Consider the following 15,259-nt stretch of genomic DNA (forward strand, 5'->3'; position numbering starts at 1 on the left):
CCGGGGGATCTCCATGCCCGGGTGAGGGACGCCGCAGCGGCTCGCGGGCTCGATATCGAGATCCGCGAGCGTCCTGCCGCCCGCAGTCTCTTCGAGGCGGCTGAGCTGCTCGGCATCCCGCCCTCCGGCATGGTCAAGACGCTCGTCGTCAAGCGGTCGGACGACACGTATCTCTTCGCGCTGGTTCCCGGCGGCAGATCGATTTCGTGGCCGAAGCTGCGTGCGGTCGTCGGAGTGAACAAGCTCCGCCTGCCCGAGCCTGATCTCGCCCTCGCGGCGACCGGCTACGAGCGCGGAACAATCGTGCCCATCGGCAGCACCACGGACTGGCCGGTCTTCGCCGACGAGTCGATCGTCGGGCAGCGGATCGCCATGGGTGCCGGCGCTCACGGCTACAGCCTCTTCGTCGACGCCGATGACCTCATCGCCGCGTACGGTGCCACAGTCGCCGACATCTCGGTGCCCGAAGAGGCCCGCGACTGAGTCAGAGGATGCCGGCCATCCGCAGGGCGATGTCGACCAGCTTGACCCTCTGCAGTTCCTTCACGGCTTTGAGCGGGAACCACTCCGCCATGTCGGTCGAGCCATCGGCCTCGAATGTCAGCTTGCCGCCCGTCACCGACGCCCGGTAGACGATGCGCAGGGTGTGCAGAGGCTGATCCGACTGGTTCACCCGCTGGCTCGCCGGGATCACCCTCGAATGGATGCCCAGCAGCTCGCCGACCTTGACCGTGTAGCCGGTCTCCTCGCGCAGCTCACGCCGCACGGCGTCCTCGGGAGCCTCACCCGGTTCCAGCCCTCCGCCGGGCATCGTCCATGCCACTCGACGACCCTCGGTCCAGCGCGCGAGAAGTATGCGACCGTCGTCATCGGTGACGACCGCGTATGCCGCGACCCGCATATCCATGCGTCCACCATAGTGGCCGGGGTTCAGCCAGGGTACGCGCATGACGATCCTGGACGAAACCTCGCCTCGAGAGGCGTCCGGCTCGTCACGCTCGACCCCGAGACATCGATCACGAATCAAGAAGCACAGCAGTGCGCCGCATCCGTAGTGTGAGATTCATCGCAGATCACACAGTGAAAGGAGTCGGCCATGGCTGACAACGAGAAGAACTTCAGTGCCGAAGAGCGCGAGGCGATGAAGGAGGCCGCGGCCGACAAGCGCAAGTCTCGGTCTCGTGCCAAGAAGACCCCGGAGGAGGTGCGGGCCGAGGGTGTCGCAGACCTCGAGGCGGCGATCGCGAAGCTTCCCGATGACAACGATCGAGAGCTGTCGAAGGCGCTCCACGACCTCGTGACCGAGGTCGCTCCCGAGCTCATGCCGCGGACGTATTACGGCATGCCCGCTTGGGGCAAGGACGGCAAGGTGCTCTGCTTCTTCCAGCCGGCCAGCAAGTTCAAGGTCAGGTACGGCACGTTCGGTTTCGAGCCGATCTCGAACCTCGACGACGGCACGATGTGGCCGACCGCATACGCGCTGCTCGATCTCTCTGCCGCGAACCGCAAGGTTCTCACCGAGCGCATCCGCCTCGCCGTCAGCTGAGTCGCCGTTCCCGGGGAACGGCCGGCGCAGTAGCGTGGATGCCGTGAGCACACTGCCGTTCCCCGCCTCCGTGTACGCCGCTCGACTCGACCGCGCAGCAGCGCTTGCCGCTGACGCCGGTCTCGACGGGATAGTGGTGGGTCCTGGCCCTGATCTGGAGTATCTGGTCGGCGTCGAGGGAGACACGATCGAGCGCCTCACCGCACTCGTGCTCGGACCCGGCATCGCTCCCGCCGTCATCGTGCCGCGCATGGAGTTGGCGAAGGTCAGGACCACGGCGGTGGGTGAGCTCGGCCTCGCCGTCTCCGACTGGGTCGACGGACAGAATCCCTACGACCTCGTGGCCGCCGCCCTGGGCGCAGTCACGCGAGTGGGAGTTTCAGACGCTCTGCCGGCGTTGCACGTGATCCCGCTCTCCGATCGGATCGACGTGCGCGTCGAGCTCGCCACCCCGGTGCTGCGTGAGGGCCGCATGATCAAGGATGCTGAAGAGGTCGCCGAGCTCCGGCGTGCCGGCTCCGCGATCGACGCAGTGCATCGTCGAGTGCCCGAGTGGCTGCGGGCGGGGCGCACCGAGCGCGAGGTGGCGGCCGACATCGCCGAGGCCATCGTGGCCGAGGGCCACCGCACCGTCGAGTTCGTCATCGTCGGCTCGGGACCCAACGGCGCGGATCCCCACCACGAGGTGTCCGACCGCGTGATCGAGGACGGAGACGTCGTCGTCGTCGACATCGGCGGCGCCGTGCCGAGCGGCTACAACTCCGACAGCACCCGCACCTACGTGGTCGGCACACCCGACAGTGAAGCCGCCGATCGCATCGCCGTGCTCGTCCGCGCTCAACAGGCCGCTGTCGACGCCGTGCGCCCCGGCGCGACGGCCGAGGCTGTCGATGCCGCGGCGCGGTCCGTACTCGCCGAGGCGGGGCTCGGCGAGGCCTTTCTGCACCGCACGGGTCACGGCATCGGCGTCTCGGTACACGAAGAGCCCTACATCGCGCCCGGCAACGATCTCGTGCTGCGTGAGGGCATGGCGTTCAGCATCGAGCCCGGGATCTACTTCGCCGGCCGATGGGGCGCACGCATCGAGGACATCGTCGTCGTGACCGCCGACGGGTGCGAGCGTCTCAACGTCGCCCCGCACGACCTGCGCGCCGTCTGACCCCCGACCGAGAGCAGTTCGGGAGGAGATCCGCACACGGGAGGGCGCTTGTCCGTCGACTCGTCCTCCGCAGCGCAGATCTCCTCTCGATCGGGGGTACCAGGTCCGGTCAAGCCCCTGGTCGACCTGATCATGGTCGGATTGACTGGCGGCATGACCTCGGACGACAGCGCGAAGGGCGGCGGTGCGAGCGGCCCGGAGCGCACGCCCGACGGTCACCACGTCGTCATCGACGGCCGGCGGTGGCGCGCGACCGACCCCTCGATCCCCGAGACGTTCCGCCAGGAGCTGATCAACGAGCTGATGGCTGCGCGGCGCGCGGTGAAGGCGCAGGAGCCGGACGCACGACGTCGGGTGCAGGACGCGAAGACCGCTCTCGGGGAACGAGGGGCGCCCTGGTGGGAGGACCGCACCGGCGACGACTTCGACGAGAGGATCGCGGCCGCGATGCGCGCGCTCATCCGCAAGCGGGGCGAGTCTTCGATCTGTCCGAGTGACGTCGCTCGGACTGTAGGCGGGGACTCGTGGCGCTCGACCATGTCGGACGTCCGCCGAATCGCGGCTGCACTCGCCGAGCGCGATGAGATCGTCATGACGCAGAAGGGCGAGAAGGTGTCCATCGACGACGCCAGAGGCCCGGTGCGCATGGTCCGCGGGCCGAACCTCTGATCACCCGCTCAGACGCGTGGAGTCAGAGCTCGTCGTAGAAACCGGTGTACGGGAAGTCGACGTCACCGGTATCGCGGGGGTCATATGCCACAGTCGCCACACTGATCGTCACTTGCGTCGTCGGGGTGATGAGCACGCTGACTGCCCGGTTGCCGACGACGACCATGTCGACGAAGGTGCCGGCGGTCTTCGTGGCTGACTCGATACGTTCTCGCAGATCATCGATGTTCTGATCCTGGGCGAGTAAGTAGCTCGATCCATCGAACACGATCTCGGTCTGGATCATCGTCTTCCCGTCGGTCATGCCAGCACGCTACGCCCTCGACCTGAGAATACGGAGGGGGGTTGATATCTAGGAGGTCTAGTGAGAGGCGGGTGCCGCATCGCCCTCGTTGTTAACAGGTCCATCCACAGCTGTGCACTCAGATGGCACCGCGCGAGCAGTTGTTAACAGGGTTGTTAACACCTGTGGAGACATTCGAAAACGAGAAGGCCCCGCACATGGCGGGGCCTTCTCGAACTGTCTCAACACAGTGTGGAGCCTAGGAGATTCGAACTCCTGACATCCTGCTTGCAAAGCAGGCGCTCTACCAACTGAGCTAAGGCCCCGTGAGGGTATTCATTTAGTTGAGGAGTGGGCCCACCAGGACTTGAACCTGGGACCTCTTCATTATCAGTGAAGCGCTCTAACCGCCTGAGCTATGGGCCCGTCAACCTCCGAAACTTTACCGGAGATTTCCCGAAATACCCAATCGAGGGCGAGGGCACCGGCGCGCCCTCGCCCTCGATCGGAATCAGCGGCCCGGACGGATCGTCACACTGCCTGCCGCAAGTGTGACGTCGATCGTGTTCCGGGTGCCGGATGACTGATCGACCTTCGCGTCGAGCGATCCGGCGCTGACGTCCTGGATGATCGAGTACGACTCATCCGGAACCGTGAGATCGACCGAGCCCGCGCTCACGTCGATCGTCGTCTCAGACGGTGCCCGGCCCGTCAGCTCGACGGTGAGGTCGCCCGCCGACACACTGAGATCGGCCGCGTCGACGCCGTCGAGCATCGCATCGGCACGACCCGCGCTCATGTCGATGCTGAGGCTGCTCGCCGCACCTTCGACATCGAGCGCACCGGCGTTGACCGTGACGTCGAGGGCGCCGAAGTCTCCGACCACATCGAGACTGCCCGCATCGAGAGTGAGGTCGGCATCGAGCTGCGCGTCGCTCAGCTCTTCAGGCAGGGTCAGCACCGCCGACTGGTCGTCGCCGAACCACTCGCCGAACCACCATCCGAAGCGGAACTCCGGGCTGCGGACGATCAGCTCGTCGCCCTCGCGTTCGAGTCTCCAGGCGGGGCCGCGAGCGTTCGTCACTGCCAGCTCGGCCTCCTCGACGTCACCGAACTCGATGCGCATGTTGCCGGCATCCACGTCGAGGTCGAGCGTGTCGATGCCGGACGCATCCTCGGTCAGCACGGCGTCGCTGCCCTGAGTGGAGGCCATCATGCTGCCGGTGGCGGCGACAGCCGCCGACCCGCCCGCTCCGAGGAGCGCGATGCCGCCGACGATCGCCGTGACGATCATGATCGCCGTCGTCCCCGAAGAGCGGCCGGCATCGGCCGGTGCCGCCTGCGCCTGCGCGGGCGCCGGTGCCGGTGTGGGCTCCTGTCCCTGCGGCGCGGACGCCGGCGGGGGAGTGAGGGGCGTGTGCCCGCCCTGGTAGTCGTCGTTGTTCGTGGTCATCGTCCCAGTCCTGTCTGTCCGGTCGGCGTCGAGCCGCCCGTGTTCTCGATGTGTGCCAGGGCCGCCAGCACGCGTCGGTTGCCCGACTCGCCCTGTTCGAAGCCCAGCTTCTGGAAGATCGCGGTGATGTGCTTCTCGACGCTCGCCTCCGAGAGAAAGAGCAGACCGGCGATGGCCTGGTTCGACTTGCCCTCGGCGATCAGTGCGAGCACGGTCCGTTCGCGCTCGGTGAGACGCTGCATCCGGTCGTCGCGGTTGCGGCGGGTGAGCAGCTGAGCCACGACCTCGGGGTCGAGCACGGTGGCACCCTCGGAGATCCGCTGCACGGAGGCGAGGAACTCAGAGACGTCGGCGACCCTGTCCTTGAGCAGATATCCCAGGGGCCCGCCCTGTGCGGCGATGAGGTCCGACGCATACCGCTCCTCGACGTACTGAGAGAGCACGAGCAGCGGAAGCGCGGGGTTGGTGTCCCGGAGTCCGAGCGCCGCGCGGATGCCCTCGTCGGTGAAGGTCGGGGGGAGCCGTACGTCGAGGATGCACAGCTCGGGATCCGTCTCGATGACGGCCTCGCTGAGACCGCTGGTGTCGGGAAGAGCCGCGACCACACTGTGTCCGGCGTCCTCGAGCAGTCGCACGAGTCCCTCGCGCAGCAGGACGGAGTCCTCGCAGATCAGGATGCGCATGGCACGTTCACCTCCAGGCTGGTCGGTCCGCCGACCGGGCTCTCGAGGCGGAAGGTTCCGCCGGCTGCGAGGATGCGATTCGCGATGCCGTCGAGGCCTCCGCCGGGCTGCACCTGGGCGCCGCCCATGCCGTTGTCCTCGACGCGGGCCCAGAGCACCCCTCCGTCGCGGAGGCGGACAGTGACACGCGCCTCGCTGGCCCGCGAATGCTTCGCGGCGTTGGTGAGCGACTCGGCGATCGAGAAGTAGACCGCGGCTTCGGCCTCGCGGCTGCAGCGGCCGTCCATGCGCACATCGAGATGCACGGGGATGTGCGAGCGGCCGGCGAGGGCGGACAGCGCCGCGTCCAGGCCCCGGTCGTCGAGGACCGATGCATGGATGCCACGGGCCAGCTGACGCAGCTCGGTGATCGCGGCCTTGGTCGAGGTGTGCGCCTCGGCGATCAGGTCCTTCGCGGCATCCGGGTCGTTGTCGATCTTCTGCTGGGCGAGCCCCAGGGTCATGCCCACCGATACGAGTCGCGGTTGGACGCCGTCGTGCAGGTCACGCTCGATACGTGTGCGTTCGACATCCGCGGCACGTACAGCGCCCTCACGCTGAGCAGTGCTGGTGCGCACTCGCTCCGTGAGCTCGGCCTCGCGGCTGCGAACGACGATGGCGAGTGAGAGCACGCGGTTGAGGAGCGCCAGTCCGATCATTCCGGCGAGGCACGCGGCGACTCCGAGGATCCCGATGAGCGGTGCCCACGCGGGGTCGATGCCGCCCCCGCCGAACGGACCCATCACGGCATCCGTTCCCGTGAGAGGAGCGAACGAGACGGCGATCGACCAGACGAGGCCGAAGGCGAGCCGCAGCACGATCCAGCCGAGAACGGCGGTGATCGCGAAGTTCGCGAGGGCCCTCCACATGCGGCCGTCGATGGCCTGGCGGCCGAGCGAGCGGAGCCAGCCCGCGAACCCGGGGCGATCCCGAGGGCGCCATCTGAGCGGCGTGATGGGCGACCTGTAGAGAGCGCTGACTCGCGCGACCTCGAACCAGCCGACGCCGAACAGGGCGTACACGAGCCCGACGAGCAGCACGATGCCGACGCCCGCCGCGAAGAGCAGGCCGAGGCCGGTGCCGAGGAGTCCGGAAAGAGTCGCGAAGATGAAGCCGCCGATGACTCCGATTCCCGCGAGATGCAGGATAGAGAGCACGATGCGCAACGGCGGCTTCGTGGCCGTCGCCGGTGGTGGCGTGGCAGTGTGTGTCGTCATGGTTCAAAGGTACGGCGGCCCCGATCCGGCCGACACCGAGGCAACCGGAGACCCGGGTTCGGGTTTTCCCTACTCCGTCGGAGAACAGAAGAGGGGCGGATGCTGTTCGCATCCGCCCCTCCTCGAATCCTGACGATCAGTTCGACATGAACCCGACCAGCAGTCCGCCGGTCACCTTCACGGCGACGTTGTAGATCCCGGCGATGACCGCACCCAGCACCGTGAACACGATGAGGTTGAGGATCGAGACCACCGCGGCGAATGCCATCACCTGCGGCAGGCCGGCGACCTCGGAGATCCGCACGGAGTTGTCGGTGATGGTTCCGATGAACTCATCCGCCTGCGTGAGGATGCCGGTCGCCTGCAGCACGAGGAAGATCAGGAAGAACGACACCATCGTCACGATCGCGAGCGCCACAGCGCCCAGGAACGACAGCTTCACGGCCGACCAGAAATCCACGTAGACGAGGCGCAGGCGCACCTGCTTGCCACCGGTCTTGCGCGTGGACTTCTTCGCCAGCTTGTCGGCTACTGTGCTCATGCGTCTGCTTCCTCAGGGTTCTCGTTCGTCTCGGGGGCCGTGGACTCGGAGTCCACCGCAGCCTCATCCGATTCGTCTTCTTCGGTGAGGCCCCGCTCACCGTTGCGGGCGATGGCGAGGATCCGGTCGGCTTCCGTCGTCCGTGCGAACACCACTCCCATGGTGTCTCGGCCCTTCGCGGGCACCTCGGCCACGGCAGAGCGTACCACCTTGCCGCTGGACAGAACCACAAGGACCTCGTCGTCGGAGGAGACCATCAGACCACCCGCGAGAGTGCCCCGATCATCGTTGAGCTTGGCGACCTTGATGCCGAATCCACCGCGTCCCTGGACGCGGTATTCCTCGATGGCGGTGCGCTTCGCATAGCCGCCGTCGGTCACCACGAACACGAACTGGCCGAGGGCGGCGACGGATGCCGACAGCAGGCTGTCGCCCTCACGGAACTTCATGCCCTTCACGCCGGCGGTCGCGCGTCCCATCGGTCGCAGCGCATCATCGGTCGCACTGAACCGGACGGACATGCCGCGGCGGCTGATGAGCAGGATGTCATCCTCAGCGTTCACCATGAGAGCCGAGACCAGCTCGTCCTCGTCATTCAGGCGGATCGCGATGACGCCGCCCTGGCGGTTGGTGTCGTACGCGTCGAGACGCGTCTTCTTGACCAGACCGTCGCGCGTCGCGAGAACGAGATAGTCGGCGACCCCGTAGTCGCGGATGTCGAGCACCTGCGCGATGTTCTCGTCGGGCTGCAGGGCGAGGAGGTTCGCGACGTGCGTTCCCTTCGCATCGCGGCCGGCCTCGGGAACCTCGTAGGTCTTCGAACGGTAGACGCGACCCTTGTCGGTGAAGAACAGCAGCCAGTGGTGCGTCGTCGTCACGAAGAAGTGCTCGACGATGTCATCGGCCCGCAGCTGGGCGCCCTTGATGCCCTTGCCGCCGCGGTGCTGCGACCGGTAGTTGTCGCTGCGCGTGCGCTTGATGTAGCCGGCGCGGGTGATGGTGACGACCATCTCCTCTTCGGCGATGAGGTCTTCCATCGAGACGTCGCCGTCGAAGCCGTGCAGGATGTGCGTGCGACGGTCGTCTCCGAAGCGCTCGACGATGCCGGTGAGCTCTTCGCGGATGATGTCGCGCTGCAGCGACTCGTCGACGAGGATCGCCTGGTACTCGCCGATCAGCCGCTCGAGCTCCGAGGCCTCGTCGAGGATCTTCTGACGCTCGAGGGCGGCCAGTCGGCGCAGCTGCATGTCGAGGATGGCCTGGGCCTGGATGTCGTCGATGTCGAGGAGCTTCTGCAGTCCCTCGTTCGCATCCTGCGTGGTCTGCGATCGACGGATGAGAGCGATGACCTCGTCGAGAGCGTCGAGCGCCTTGAGGTAGGCGCGCAGGATGTGCATGCGAGCCTCTGCCTTGGCGAGACGGAAGCGCGTGCGTCGGACGATCACTTCGAGCTGGTGCGTGATCCAGTGGGTCACGAACCCGTCGATCGCGAGCGTGCGCGGCACGCCGTCGACGATCGCGAGCATGTTCGCGCCGAAGTTCTCCTGCAGCTGCGTGTGCTTGTACAGGTTGTTGAGCACGACCTTCGCGACCGCATCGCGCTTGAGCACGACCACGAGACGCTGACCCGTGCGGTCGGACGACTCGTCGCGGATGTCGGCGATGCCGGTGATCTTGCCGTCACGGGCGAGGTCGCCGATCTTCACCGCGACGTTGTCGGGGTTCACCTGGTACGGCAGCTCGGTGATCACGAGGCACGTGCGGCCCTGGATCTCCTCGACGTTGACGACCGCGCGCATGGTGATCGAGCCGCGACCCGTGCGGTACGCCTCGTGCACGCCCTTGGTGCCGAGGATCTGCGCGCCGGTGGGGAAGTCGGGGCCGGGGATCCGCTGGATGAGACCCTCGAGCAGCTCTTCGCGGGGGAGGCCGGGGTTGTCGAGCGCCCAGAGGGCGGCGGAAGACACCTCGCGCAGGTTGTGCGGAGGGATGTTGGTGGCCATGCCGACCGCGATACCCACCGACCCGTTGACGAGGAGGTTCGGGAAGCGGGCCGGAAGAACCGTCGGCTCCTGAGTCTGGCCGTCGTAGTTGTCGGTGAAGTCGACCGTGTCCTCTTCGATGTCCCGCACCATCTCGAGCGCGAGGGGGGCCATCTTGGTCTCGGTGTACCGGGGGGCCGCGGCACCCATGTTGCCGGGAGACCCGAAGTTGCCCTGGCCGAGGGCCAGCGGGTAGCGCAGCGACCAGGGCTGCACGAGACGCACGAGGGCGTCGTAGATCGCCGAGTCACCGTGCGGGTGGTACTGACCCATGACCTCGCCGACCACGCGAGCGCACTTCGAGAAGGACTTGTCGGGGCGGAATCCGCCGTCGTACATGCCGTAGATCACGCGTCGGTGGACGGGCTTGAGTCCATCGCGCACGTCGGGCAGCGCACGGCCGACGATCACGGCCATCGCGTAGTCGAGATAGCTGCGCTGCATCTCGGACTGCAGGTCGACCTGGTCGATCTTGCCGTGGTCGTGTGCCGGCTCGGGGCGTACTTCGTCAGTCATGTGTGTTGTCGATTCCGGTCGTTATGGGAACGAATGCAGGCGCGGGACGCGTCAGATGTCGAGGAAGCGGACATCCTTGGCGTTGCGCTGGATGAAGCTGCGTCGCGATTCGACGTCTTCACCCATCAGCACGCTGAAGATCTCGTCGGCCGCTGCGGCATCCTCGATGGTCACCTGGCGGAGCGTCCGGGTGCTGTGGTCCATCGTGGTCTCCCACAGCTCCTTGGCGTTCATCTCGCCGAGACCCTTGTAGCGCTGGATGCCGGCATCCTTCGGGATCCTCTTGCCGTTGTCGAGTCCGAACTTGAGCAGCGCGTCGCGCTCGGCGTCGCTGAACACGTACTCGTGGGGCTGGTTCGTCCACTTGAGACGGTAGAGCGGCGGCATCGCGAGGTACACGAAGCCGGCCTCGATCAGTCCGCGCATGTAGCGGAACAGCAGCGTGAGCAGCAGCGTCGTGATGTGCTGGCCGTCGACGTCGGCATCCGCCATCAGCACGATCTTGTGATAACGCGCCTTCTCGATGTCGAACTCTTCGCCGATTCCGGTGCCGAAGGCCTGGATCATCGCCTGGACCTCTTTGTTGCCCAGGGCCTTGTCGAGACGCGCGCGCTCGACGTTGAGGATCTTGCCTCGCAGAGCGAGGATCGCCTGCGTGTGCGGATCGCGACCCTGCACAGCGGAGCCACCTGCCGAGTCACCCTCGACGAGGAAGATCTCGCTGATCGAAGGATCCTTGCTCGTGCAGTCCTTGAGCTTGTCGGGCATCGCGGCGGACTCGAAGACGCTCTTTCGACGAGCGGTCTCGCGGGCCTTGCGCGCGGCGAGACGAGCGGTGGCCGCATCGATCGCCTTGCGGATGACGTTCTTCGCCTGGATCGGGTTGCGGTCGAACCAATCGCCGAGCTGGTCGCCGACGACCTTCTGCACGAACGCCTTGGCCTCGGTGTTGCCGAGCTTCGTCTTGGTCTGCCCTTCGAACTGCGGCTCGCCGAGCTTGATCGAGATGACCGCGGTCAGACCTTCACGCACGTTGTCGCCCGACAGGTTGTCGTCCTTCTCCTTGAGAAGGTTGTTCGCCCTGGCGTACTTGTTGACGAGCGTGGTGAGCGCTGCACGGAACCCCTCTTCGTGCGTGCCACCCTCGTGGGTGTTGATCGTGTTCGCGTAGGTGAAGACGTTCTCGGTGTACGAGGTGGTCCACTGCATCGCGACCTCGAGAGAGATCTTGCGCTGGGTGTCCTCGGACTCGAACGCGATGATCTCGTCGTTGACGACCTCGGCGTGACGCACCTTGTTGAGGTATTCGACGTAGTCGACGAGACCGCGCTCGTAGAAGAAGACGTCGTTCGGCTGAGTGAGGGTCGGCTGCCCGTCCACCTCGACCTGGTAAGCCGAATCGGGACGCTCGTCGGACAGCTCGATGCGGAGGCCCTTGTTGAGGAACGCCATCTGCTGGAAGCGCGTGCGCAGGGTGTCGTACTCGAAGTTCGTGGTCTCGGTGAAGATCTCGGCGTCCGGCCAGAACGTGATGCTGGTTCCGGTGTCGTCGGACGCCTCGCCCTTCTCGAGCTGCTGCTGCGGGACGCCGCCGTTCGCGAAGCTGTGCCGCCAGACGAAGCCCTTCTGCTTGACCTCGACGTCGAACCGCGTCGACAGGGCGTTGACCACCGACGAGCCGACGCCGTGGAGACCCCCGGAGACGGCGTACGCGCCGCCGCCGAACTTTCCGCCGGCGTGCAGGATGGTCAGAACAACCTCGACCGTGGACTTCGTCGGGTCGGAGGAGTGGGGATCGACCGGGATGCCGCGGCCGTTGTCGACCACGCGGACGCCGCCGTCTTCGAGCAGCGTCACGAAGATGGTGTCGGCGTAGCCGGCGAGAGCCTCGTCGACCGAATTGTCGACGATCTCGTAGACGAGGTGGTGCAGACCACGCGGTCCTGTGGAACCGATGTACATACCGGGGCGCTTGCGGACGGCTTCGAGACCTTCGAGGATCTGGATCGAGTCGGCACCGTACTCACCGGGCTGCTTCACCTTGGGTGAGATCTTGCCCTCGGTCGCGGGGGTTCCCCCGTTGGTCGATTCCGTCTCGTCAGCGGGGGATTCAGGCGTCATCAGAGGGCATTCTCCACATCGATATCACGAATCCCCAGTCTAGCGGCTTTTCGTGGCGAGATGCGGCTCAGCGGCCGCGTGTGGCCCTCTGAGCGTTTCAGACCCCATCCGTGGTGTCCTACCCGTAGGTATCGCGCGGGCCCCGTCCTGGAACGACTCTGGGACCCCATTTCCAGGAGGGTACGTCCGGTCCGATGAAGCGGAGGTTCTCGACACCCGCGTCCGGATACCGTCGGCCGATCTCCGTCAGGATCGTTCCCCGCATGTACTGGAGGTTCTTCGCCCAGGCGGTCGAATCGCACTTCACCGTGAGCACACCGCGCTCGAGGGAGACGGGTTCGGAGTGCTTGGCGGTGTCCGTGCCTGCGAGGTCGGACCACTGCCTGACCAGGTCCTCACGGGCGAGAGTCTTCTGCCAGCCGGAGTCCCGGGTCAGCTTGTCGAGCACGGCTCCGAGCGGTCCGGGGTCGCGGCCGGGCGTGAATGGCGCGTTGTCGTCGTCGGTGACGATGCGTCGCTTGCGCTTCCACGTCTTCGAACTCGGCGCGAGTCCGCGCAGGCGCAGATAGGTCGCGACGGTCTCGGGAGTCTCGGATGCCGGATCCGGTGCGATCTCACTCATCTGCCACCTCCCTCTCATCACTGATCGTTCCCGCCGATATCCGCACCACGTGGGCGTGGAGCACCTCGGGGATATCCTCCTCCACGGCTGCCGTCACGACCACCTGCTCATAGCCCGCGGTGAGAGCGGCCAGCCGCTGACGGCGATCGGCGTCGAGTTCGGCGAACACATCGTCGAGGATGAGGACGGGATCGCCGGCAGGAGACTCGCTGCGCAGCAGCTCTGCGGAAGCGAGACGCAGCGCGAGGGCCACCGACCAGGATTCTCCGTGGGATGCATACCCCTTCACCGGAAGGCCACGAACGCGCAGCACGAGGTCGTCGCGATGAGGACCGGTGAGCGTGAGACCGCGGTCGAGCTCGTTCGATCGTTTCGAGAGGAGTGCGGCGTGGAACATCTCGGCGATGTCTCCCGACGTCTCGGCCGGCGCGTCGACACCCTCTTCGGGATCCGCCCCGCGCACTGACAGAGCCCACTCGAGCTGCGGGCGATGATCCTCGCCCGCGATCGCCGCGTACGCCTCGGCCACCGGCTGCTGGAGATCTGCGGCGAGACGCTGTCGCGCGGTGATGATCTCGGCACCGAGGGAGACCAGCTTGTCGTCCCACACATCGAGGGTGCTCAGGGCCTCGCCCTTGATGCCGCGCGCCCTGGCCGACTTCAGAAGCGCATTGCGTTGCTTGAGAACACGGTCGTAATCGGCGAGGACCGAAGACATGCGGGGCGTGCGCTGGATCAGCAGCTGGTCGACGAAACGACGCCGAGATGAGGGGTCGCCGCGGACGATCTGCAGATCCTCGGGAGCGAAGAGCACCACATGGGCGTAGCGAGGCAGCTCATTGGTCTTCGAGGGGGAGCCGTTGATCCGCGCCTTGTTCGAACCCTGCTTGTTGAGCTGGACCTCGATGAGCACCTTGCGTTCGCCGTGGGAGAGGCGAGCGCGGATGATCGCGAAGTCCTGACCTTCGCGCACCATCGGCGCATCCGACGAGACGCGGTGCGAACCGAGAGTGGCGAGGAAGACGACAGCCTCGGCAAGGTTGGTCTTGCCCTGGCCGTTGCGCCCGACGAGGACGTTGGGACCCTTGTGCAGAGCGAGATCCGCGGTCGCGTAATTGCGGAAGTCGACCAGGCTCAGGTGTTCCACAATCACGGTGTCAGCCTACCTTCGGGCTCTGACACTGCCGTCGCCGCGCGAAGCGCGCCCGTCGCAGGATCAGCGAAGCAGCAGGTTCGGCTGCAGCAGGTACTTGAACGAATCCAGACCGGCCTGGTCGACCGAGGTCTGGCTCGTGATCAGCACGGGGCTGAGCTTGTTCGCGTTGTCGCTCGACGTGAAGGTGACGCGCACGAACTCGCTCTTGACCGCGCCGAGCGCCTCGATGAGGTACTGCGGGTTGAGGCCGAGCGTGACGTCGTCGCCACCCGAGAGGATCGCGTCGACGGACTCGGATGCACGCGCATGCTCACTGCCCGACGCATCCATCGTCACGCTGTCGGACGTGAACGTGAAGCGCAGCGGAGCTGCGCGGTCGAGCACGAGGGACACACGGCGCACGGCCTCGACGAGGTCTGCGGTGTTCACGACCGCGTAGTGCTCGGTCTGCTCCGGGAAGAGACGGCGGACCGGAGGGAAGTTTCCCTTGATCAGCAGCGAGGTGACCGTCTTGTTGCCGGCCGTGAACGCGATGATCTCGCGGTCGCCCGCTCCCGAGAACGCGATCTGGATGGTGCCGGCGTGACCGAAGGTCTTTCCGACCTCGAGAAGAGTGCGTGCGGGCACCAGTGCGCTGGCTTCGACCGCTTCGCCGTCCCACGGCACGTCGCGGAGCGAGACGCGGTAGCGGTCGGTGGCCACGAGGCTGAGCGTCTGACCGGAGACCTCGAGCTGCACTCCGGTCAGGACCGGGGTGACGTCGTCGCGCGAGGCGGCGAAACCCACCTGGCTGATCGCGGTGCCGAAATCGTCGGCGGGCACGACGCCGGAGGAACCGGACACCTCGGGGATCGACGGATATTCCTCGACCGGCATGGCTGCGAGGGTGAACCGCGCCGAGCCGCAGGTGACCGTGATGCTGCCGTCGTCCTCTACGGCGATCTCGATCGGCGCGTTGGGAAGGCGGCTGGCGATGTCGGAGAGCAGTCGACCGTGCACCAGGATCGTGCCCGGTGTGTCGACGGTGGCTTCGATGGTCGTGCGCGCGGATGCCTCGTAGTCGAACGCCGAGAGCGTGAGACCCGAGCCGTCTGCCTCGATCAGGACTCCGGCGAGGATCGGCTGCGGGTTGCGCTGCGGAAGCAGCTTGACCACGAACGACACGGCCTCGCTGAAGACATCGCGGTTGACCTGAAACCTCACGGGTGCTCC

Annotated in this window: 15 protein-coding genes and 2 tRNA genes; 4 read left to right on the plus strand and 13 right to left on the minus strand. The window is 66.4% G+C overall.

Translation table 11 applies throughout. The features are described 5' to 3' along the window. The first annotated feature begins 21 nt into the window (after positions 1-21). Complete coding sequence (locus tag ACZZZF_RS11305) at positions 22-483, plus strand: aminoacyl-tRNA deacylase (RefSeq protein ID WP_463498363.1); 462 nt, start codon at positions 22-24, stop codon at positions 481-483. Position 484: 1 nt separating this feature from the next. Here ACZZZF_RS11305 and ACZZZF_RS11310 read toward each other — a convergent pair whose 3' ends face one another. After that, positions 485-907, minus strand: coding sequence for an NUDIX hydrolase (locus ACZZZF_RS11310; protein WP_053098257.1), 423 nt, complete (start codon positions 905-907; stop codon positions 485-487). Positions 908-1,096: 189 nt separating this feature from the next. Here ACZZZF_RS11310 and ACZZZF_RS11315 point away from each other — a divergent pair, with 189 nt between their 5' ends. From ACZZZF_RS11315 to ACZZZF_RS11325, 3 genes are all read left to right on the plus strand, one after another. Continuing rightward, positions 1,097-1,546: a DUF1801 domain-containing protein gene (locus ACZZZF_RS11315; protein ID WP_056275709.1), complete on the plus strand. Its 450-nt coding sequence runs from the start codon at positions 1,097-1,099 to the stop codon at positions 1,544-1,546. Between the two features lie 43 nt (positions 1,547-1,589). Then, positions 1,590-2,705, plus strand: coding sequence for a M24 family metallopeptidase (locus tag ACZZZF_RS11320; RefSeq protein ID WP_463498365.1), 1,116 nt, complete (start codon positions 1,590-1,592; stop codon positions 2,703-2,705). A gap of 153 nt (positions 2,706-2,858) precedes the next feature. Next, the gene (locus ACZZZF_RS11325) at positions 2,859-3,374 is read left to right on the plus strand and encodes a DUF3253 domain-containing protein (RefSeq protein ID WP_463498367.1); all 516 of its coding nucleotides are present in this window, start codon (positions 2,859-2,861) and stop codon (positions 3,372-3,374) included. A gap of 22 nt (positions 3,375-3,396) precedes the next feature. On the opposite strand, the gene ACZZZF_RS11330 is transcribed toward ACZZZF_RS11325, so the two are convergent. From ACZZZF_RS11330 to dnaN, 12 genes are all read right to left on the minus strand, one after another. Next, entirely contained in the window at positions 3,397-3,678 is a 282-nt protein-coding gene (locus tag ACZZZF_RS11330) for a hypothetical protein (RefSeq protein WP_056275701.1), read from the minus strand. 232 nt (positions 3,679-3,910) lie between these two features. Next, positions 3,911-3,983: transfer RNA gene (locus ACZZZF_RS11335), tRNA-Ala, on the minus strand. 26 nt (positions 3,984-4,009) lie between these two features. After that, positions 4,010-4,083, minus strand: a tRNA-Ile gene (locus ACZZZF_RS11340). A gap of 85 nt (positions 4,084-4,168) precedes the next feature. Next, on the minus strand, positions 4,169-5,110 hold the full coding sequence (locus ACZZZF_RS11345) for a DUF4097 family beta strand repeat-containing protein (RefSeq protein WP_463498369.1): 942 nt from the start codon (positions 5,108-5,110) through the stop codon (positions 4,169-4,171). Further along, positions 5,107-5,793: a LuxR C-terminal-related transcriptional regulator gene (locus ACZZZF_RS11350; RefSeq protein WP_056275698.1), complete on the minus strand. Its 687-nt coding sequence runs from the start codon at positions 5,791-5,793 to the stop codon at positions 5,107-5,109. The genes ACZZZF_RS11345 and ACZZZF_RS11350 overlap by 4 nt, the downstream gene beginning before the upstream one ends. Then, on the minus strand, positions 5,781-7,049 hold the full coding sequence (locus tag ACZZZF_RS11355; protein ID WP_463498371.1) for a sensor histidine kinase: 1,269 nt from the start codon (positions 7,047-7,049) through the stop codon (positions 5,781-5,783). The genes ACZZZF_RS11350 and ACZZZF_RS11355 overlap by 13 nt, the downstream gene beginning before the upstream one ends. A 136-nt stretch (positions 7,050-7,185) precedes the next feature. Beyond that, positions 7,186-7,590: a DUF3566 domain-containing protein gene (locus ACZZZF_RS11360; RefSeq protein ID WP_053098244.1), complete on the minus strand. Its 405-nt coding sequence runs from the start codon at positions 7,588-7,590 to the stop codon at positions 7,186-7,188. Further along, entirely contained in the window at positions 7,587-10,148 is a 2,562-nt protein-coding gene (gyrA, locus tag ACZZZF_RS11365) for a DNA gyrase subunit A (RefSeq protein ID WP_053098243.1), read from the minus strand. Before gyrA ends, ACZZZF_RS11360 begins: the two co-directional genes overlap by 4 nt. A 51-nt stretch (positions 10,149-10,199) precedes the next feature. Continuing rightward, positions 10,200-12,269 (minus strand): DNA topoisomerase (ATP-hydrolyzing) subunit B, encoded by a 2,070-nt coding sequence (gyrB, locus tag ACZZZF_RS11370; RefSeq protein WP_463498373.1) that lies wholly within the window; start codon positions 12,267-12,269, stop codon positions 10,200-10,202. A gap of 118 nt (positions 12,270-12,387) precedes the next feature. After that, entirely contained in the window at positions 12,388-12,891 is a 504-nt protein-coding gene (locus ACZZZF_RS11375) for a DciA family protein (RefSeq protein WP_056275693.1), read from the minus strand. Further along, positions 12,884-14,044, minus strand: a complete 1,161-nt coding sequence (gene recF, locus ACZZZF_RS11380) for a DNA replication/repair protein RecF (protein WP_053098241.1) — start codon at positions 14,042-14,044, stop codon at positions 12,884-12,886. The genes ACZZZF_RS11375 and recF overlap by 8 nt, the downstream gene beginning before the upstream one ends. A 63-nt stretch (positions 14,045-14,107) precedes the next feature. After that, positions 14,108-15,250, minus strand: a complete 1,143-nt coding sequence (gene dnaN, locus ACZZZF_RS11385; protein ID WP_053098240.1) for a DNA polymerase III subunit beta — start codon at positions 15,248-15,250, stop codon at positions 14,108-14,110. Positions 15,251-15,259 lie beyond the last annotated feature (9 nt).

This window comes from Microbacterium sp. AC215, from assembly GCF_979258645.1.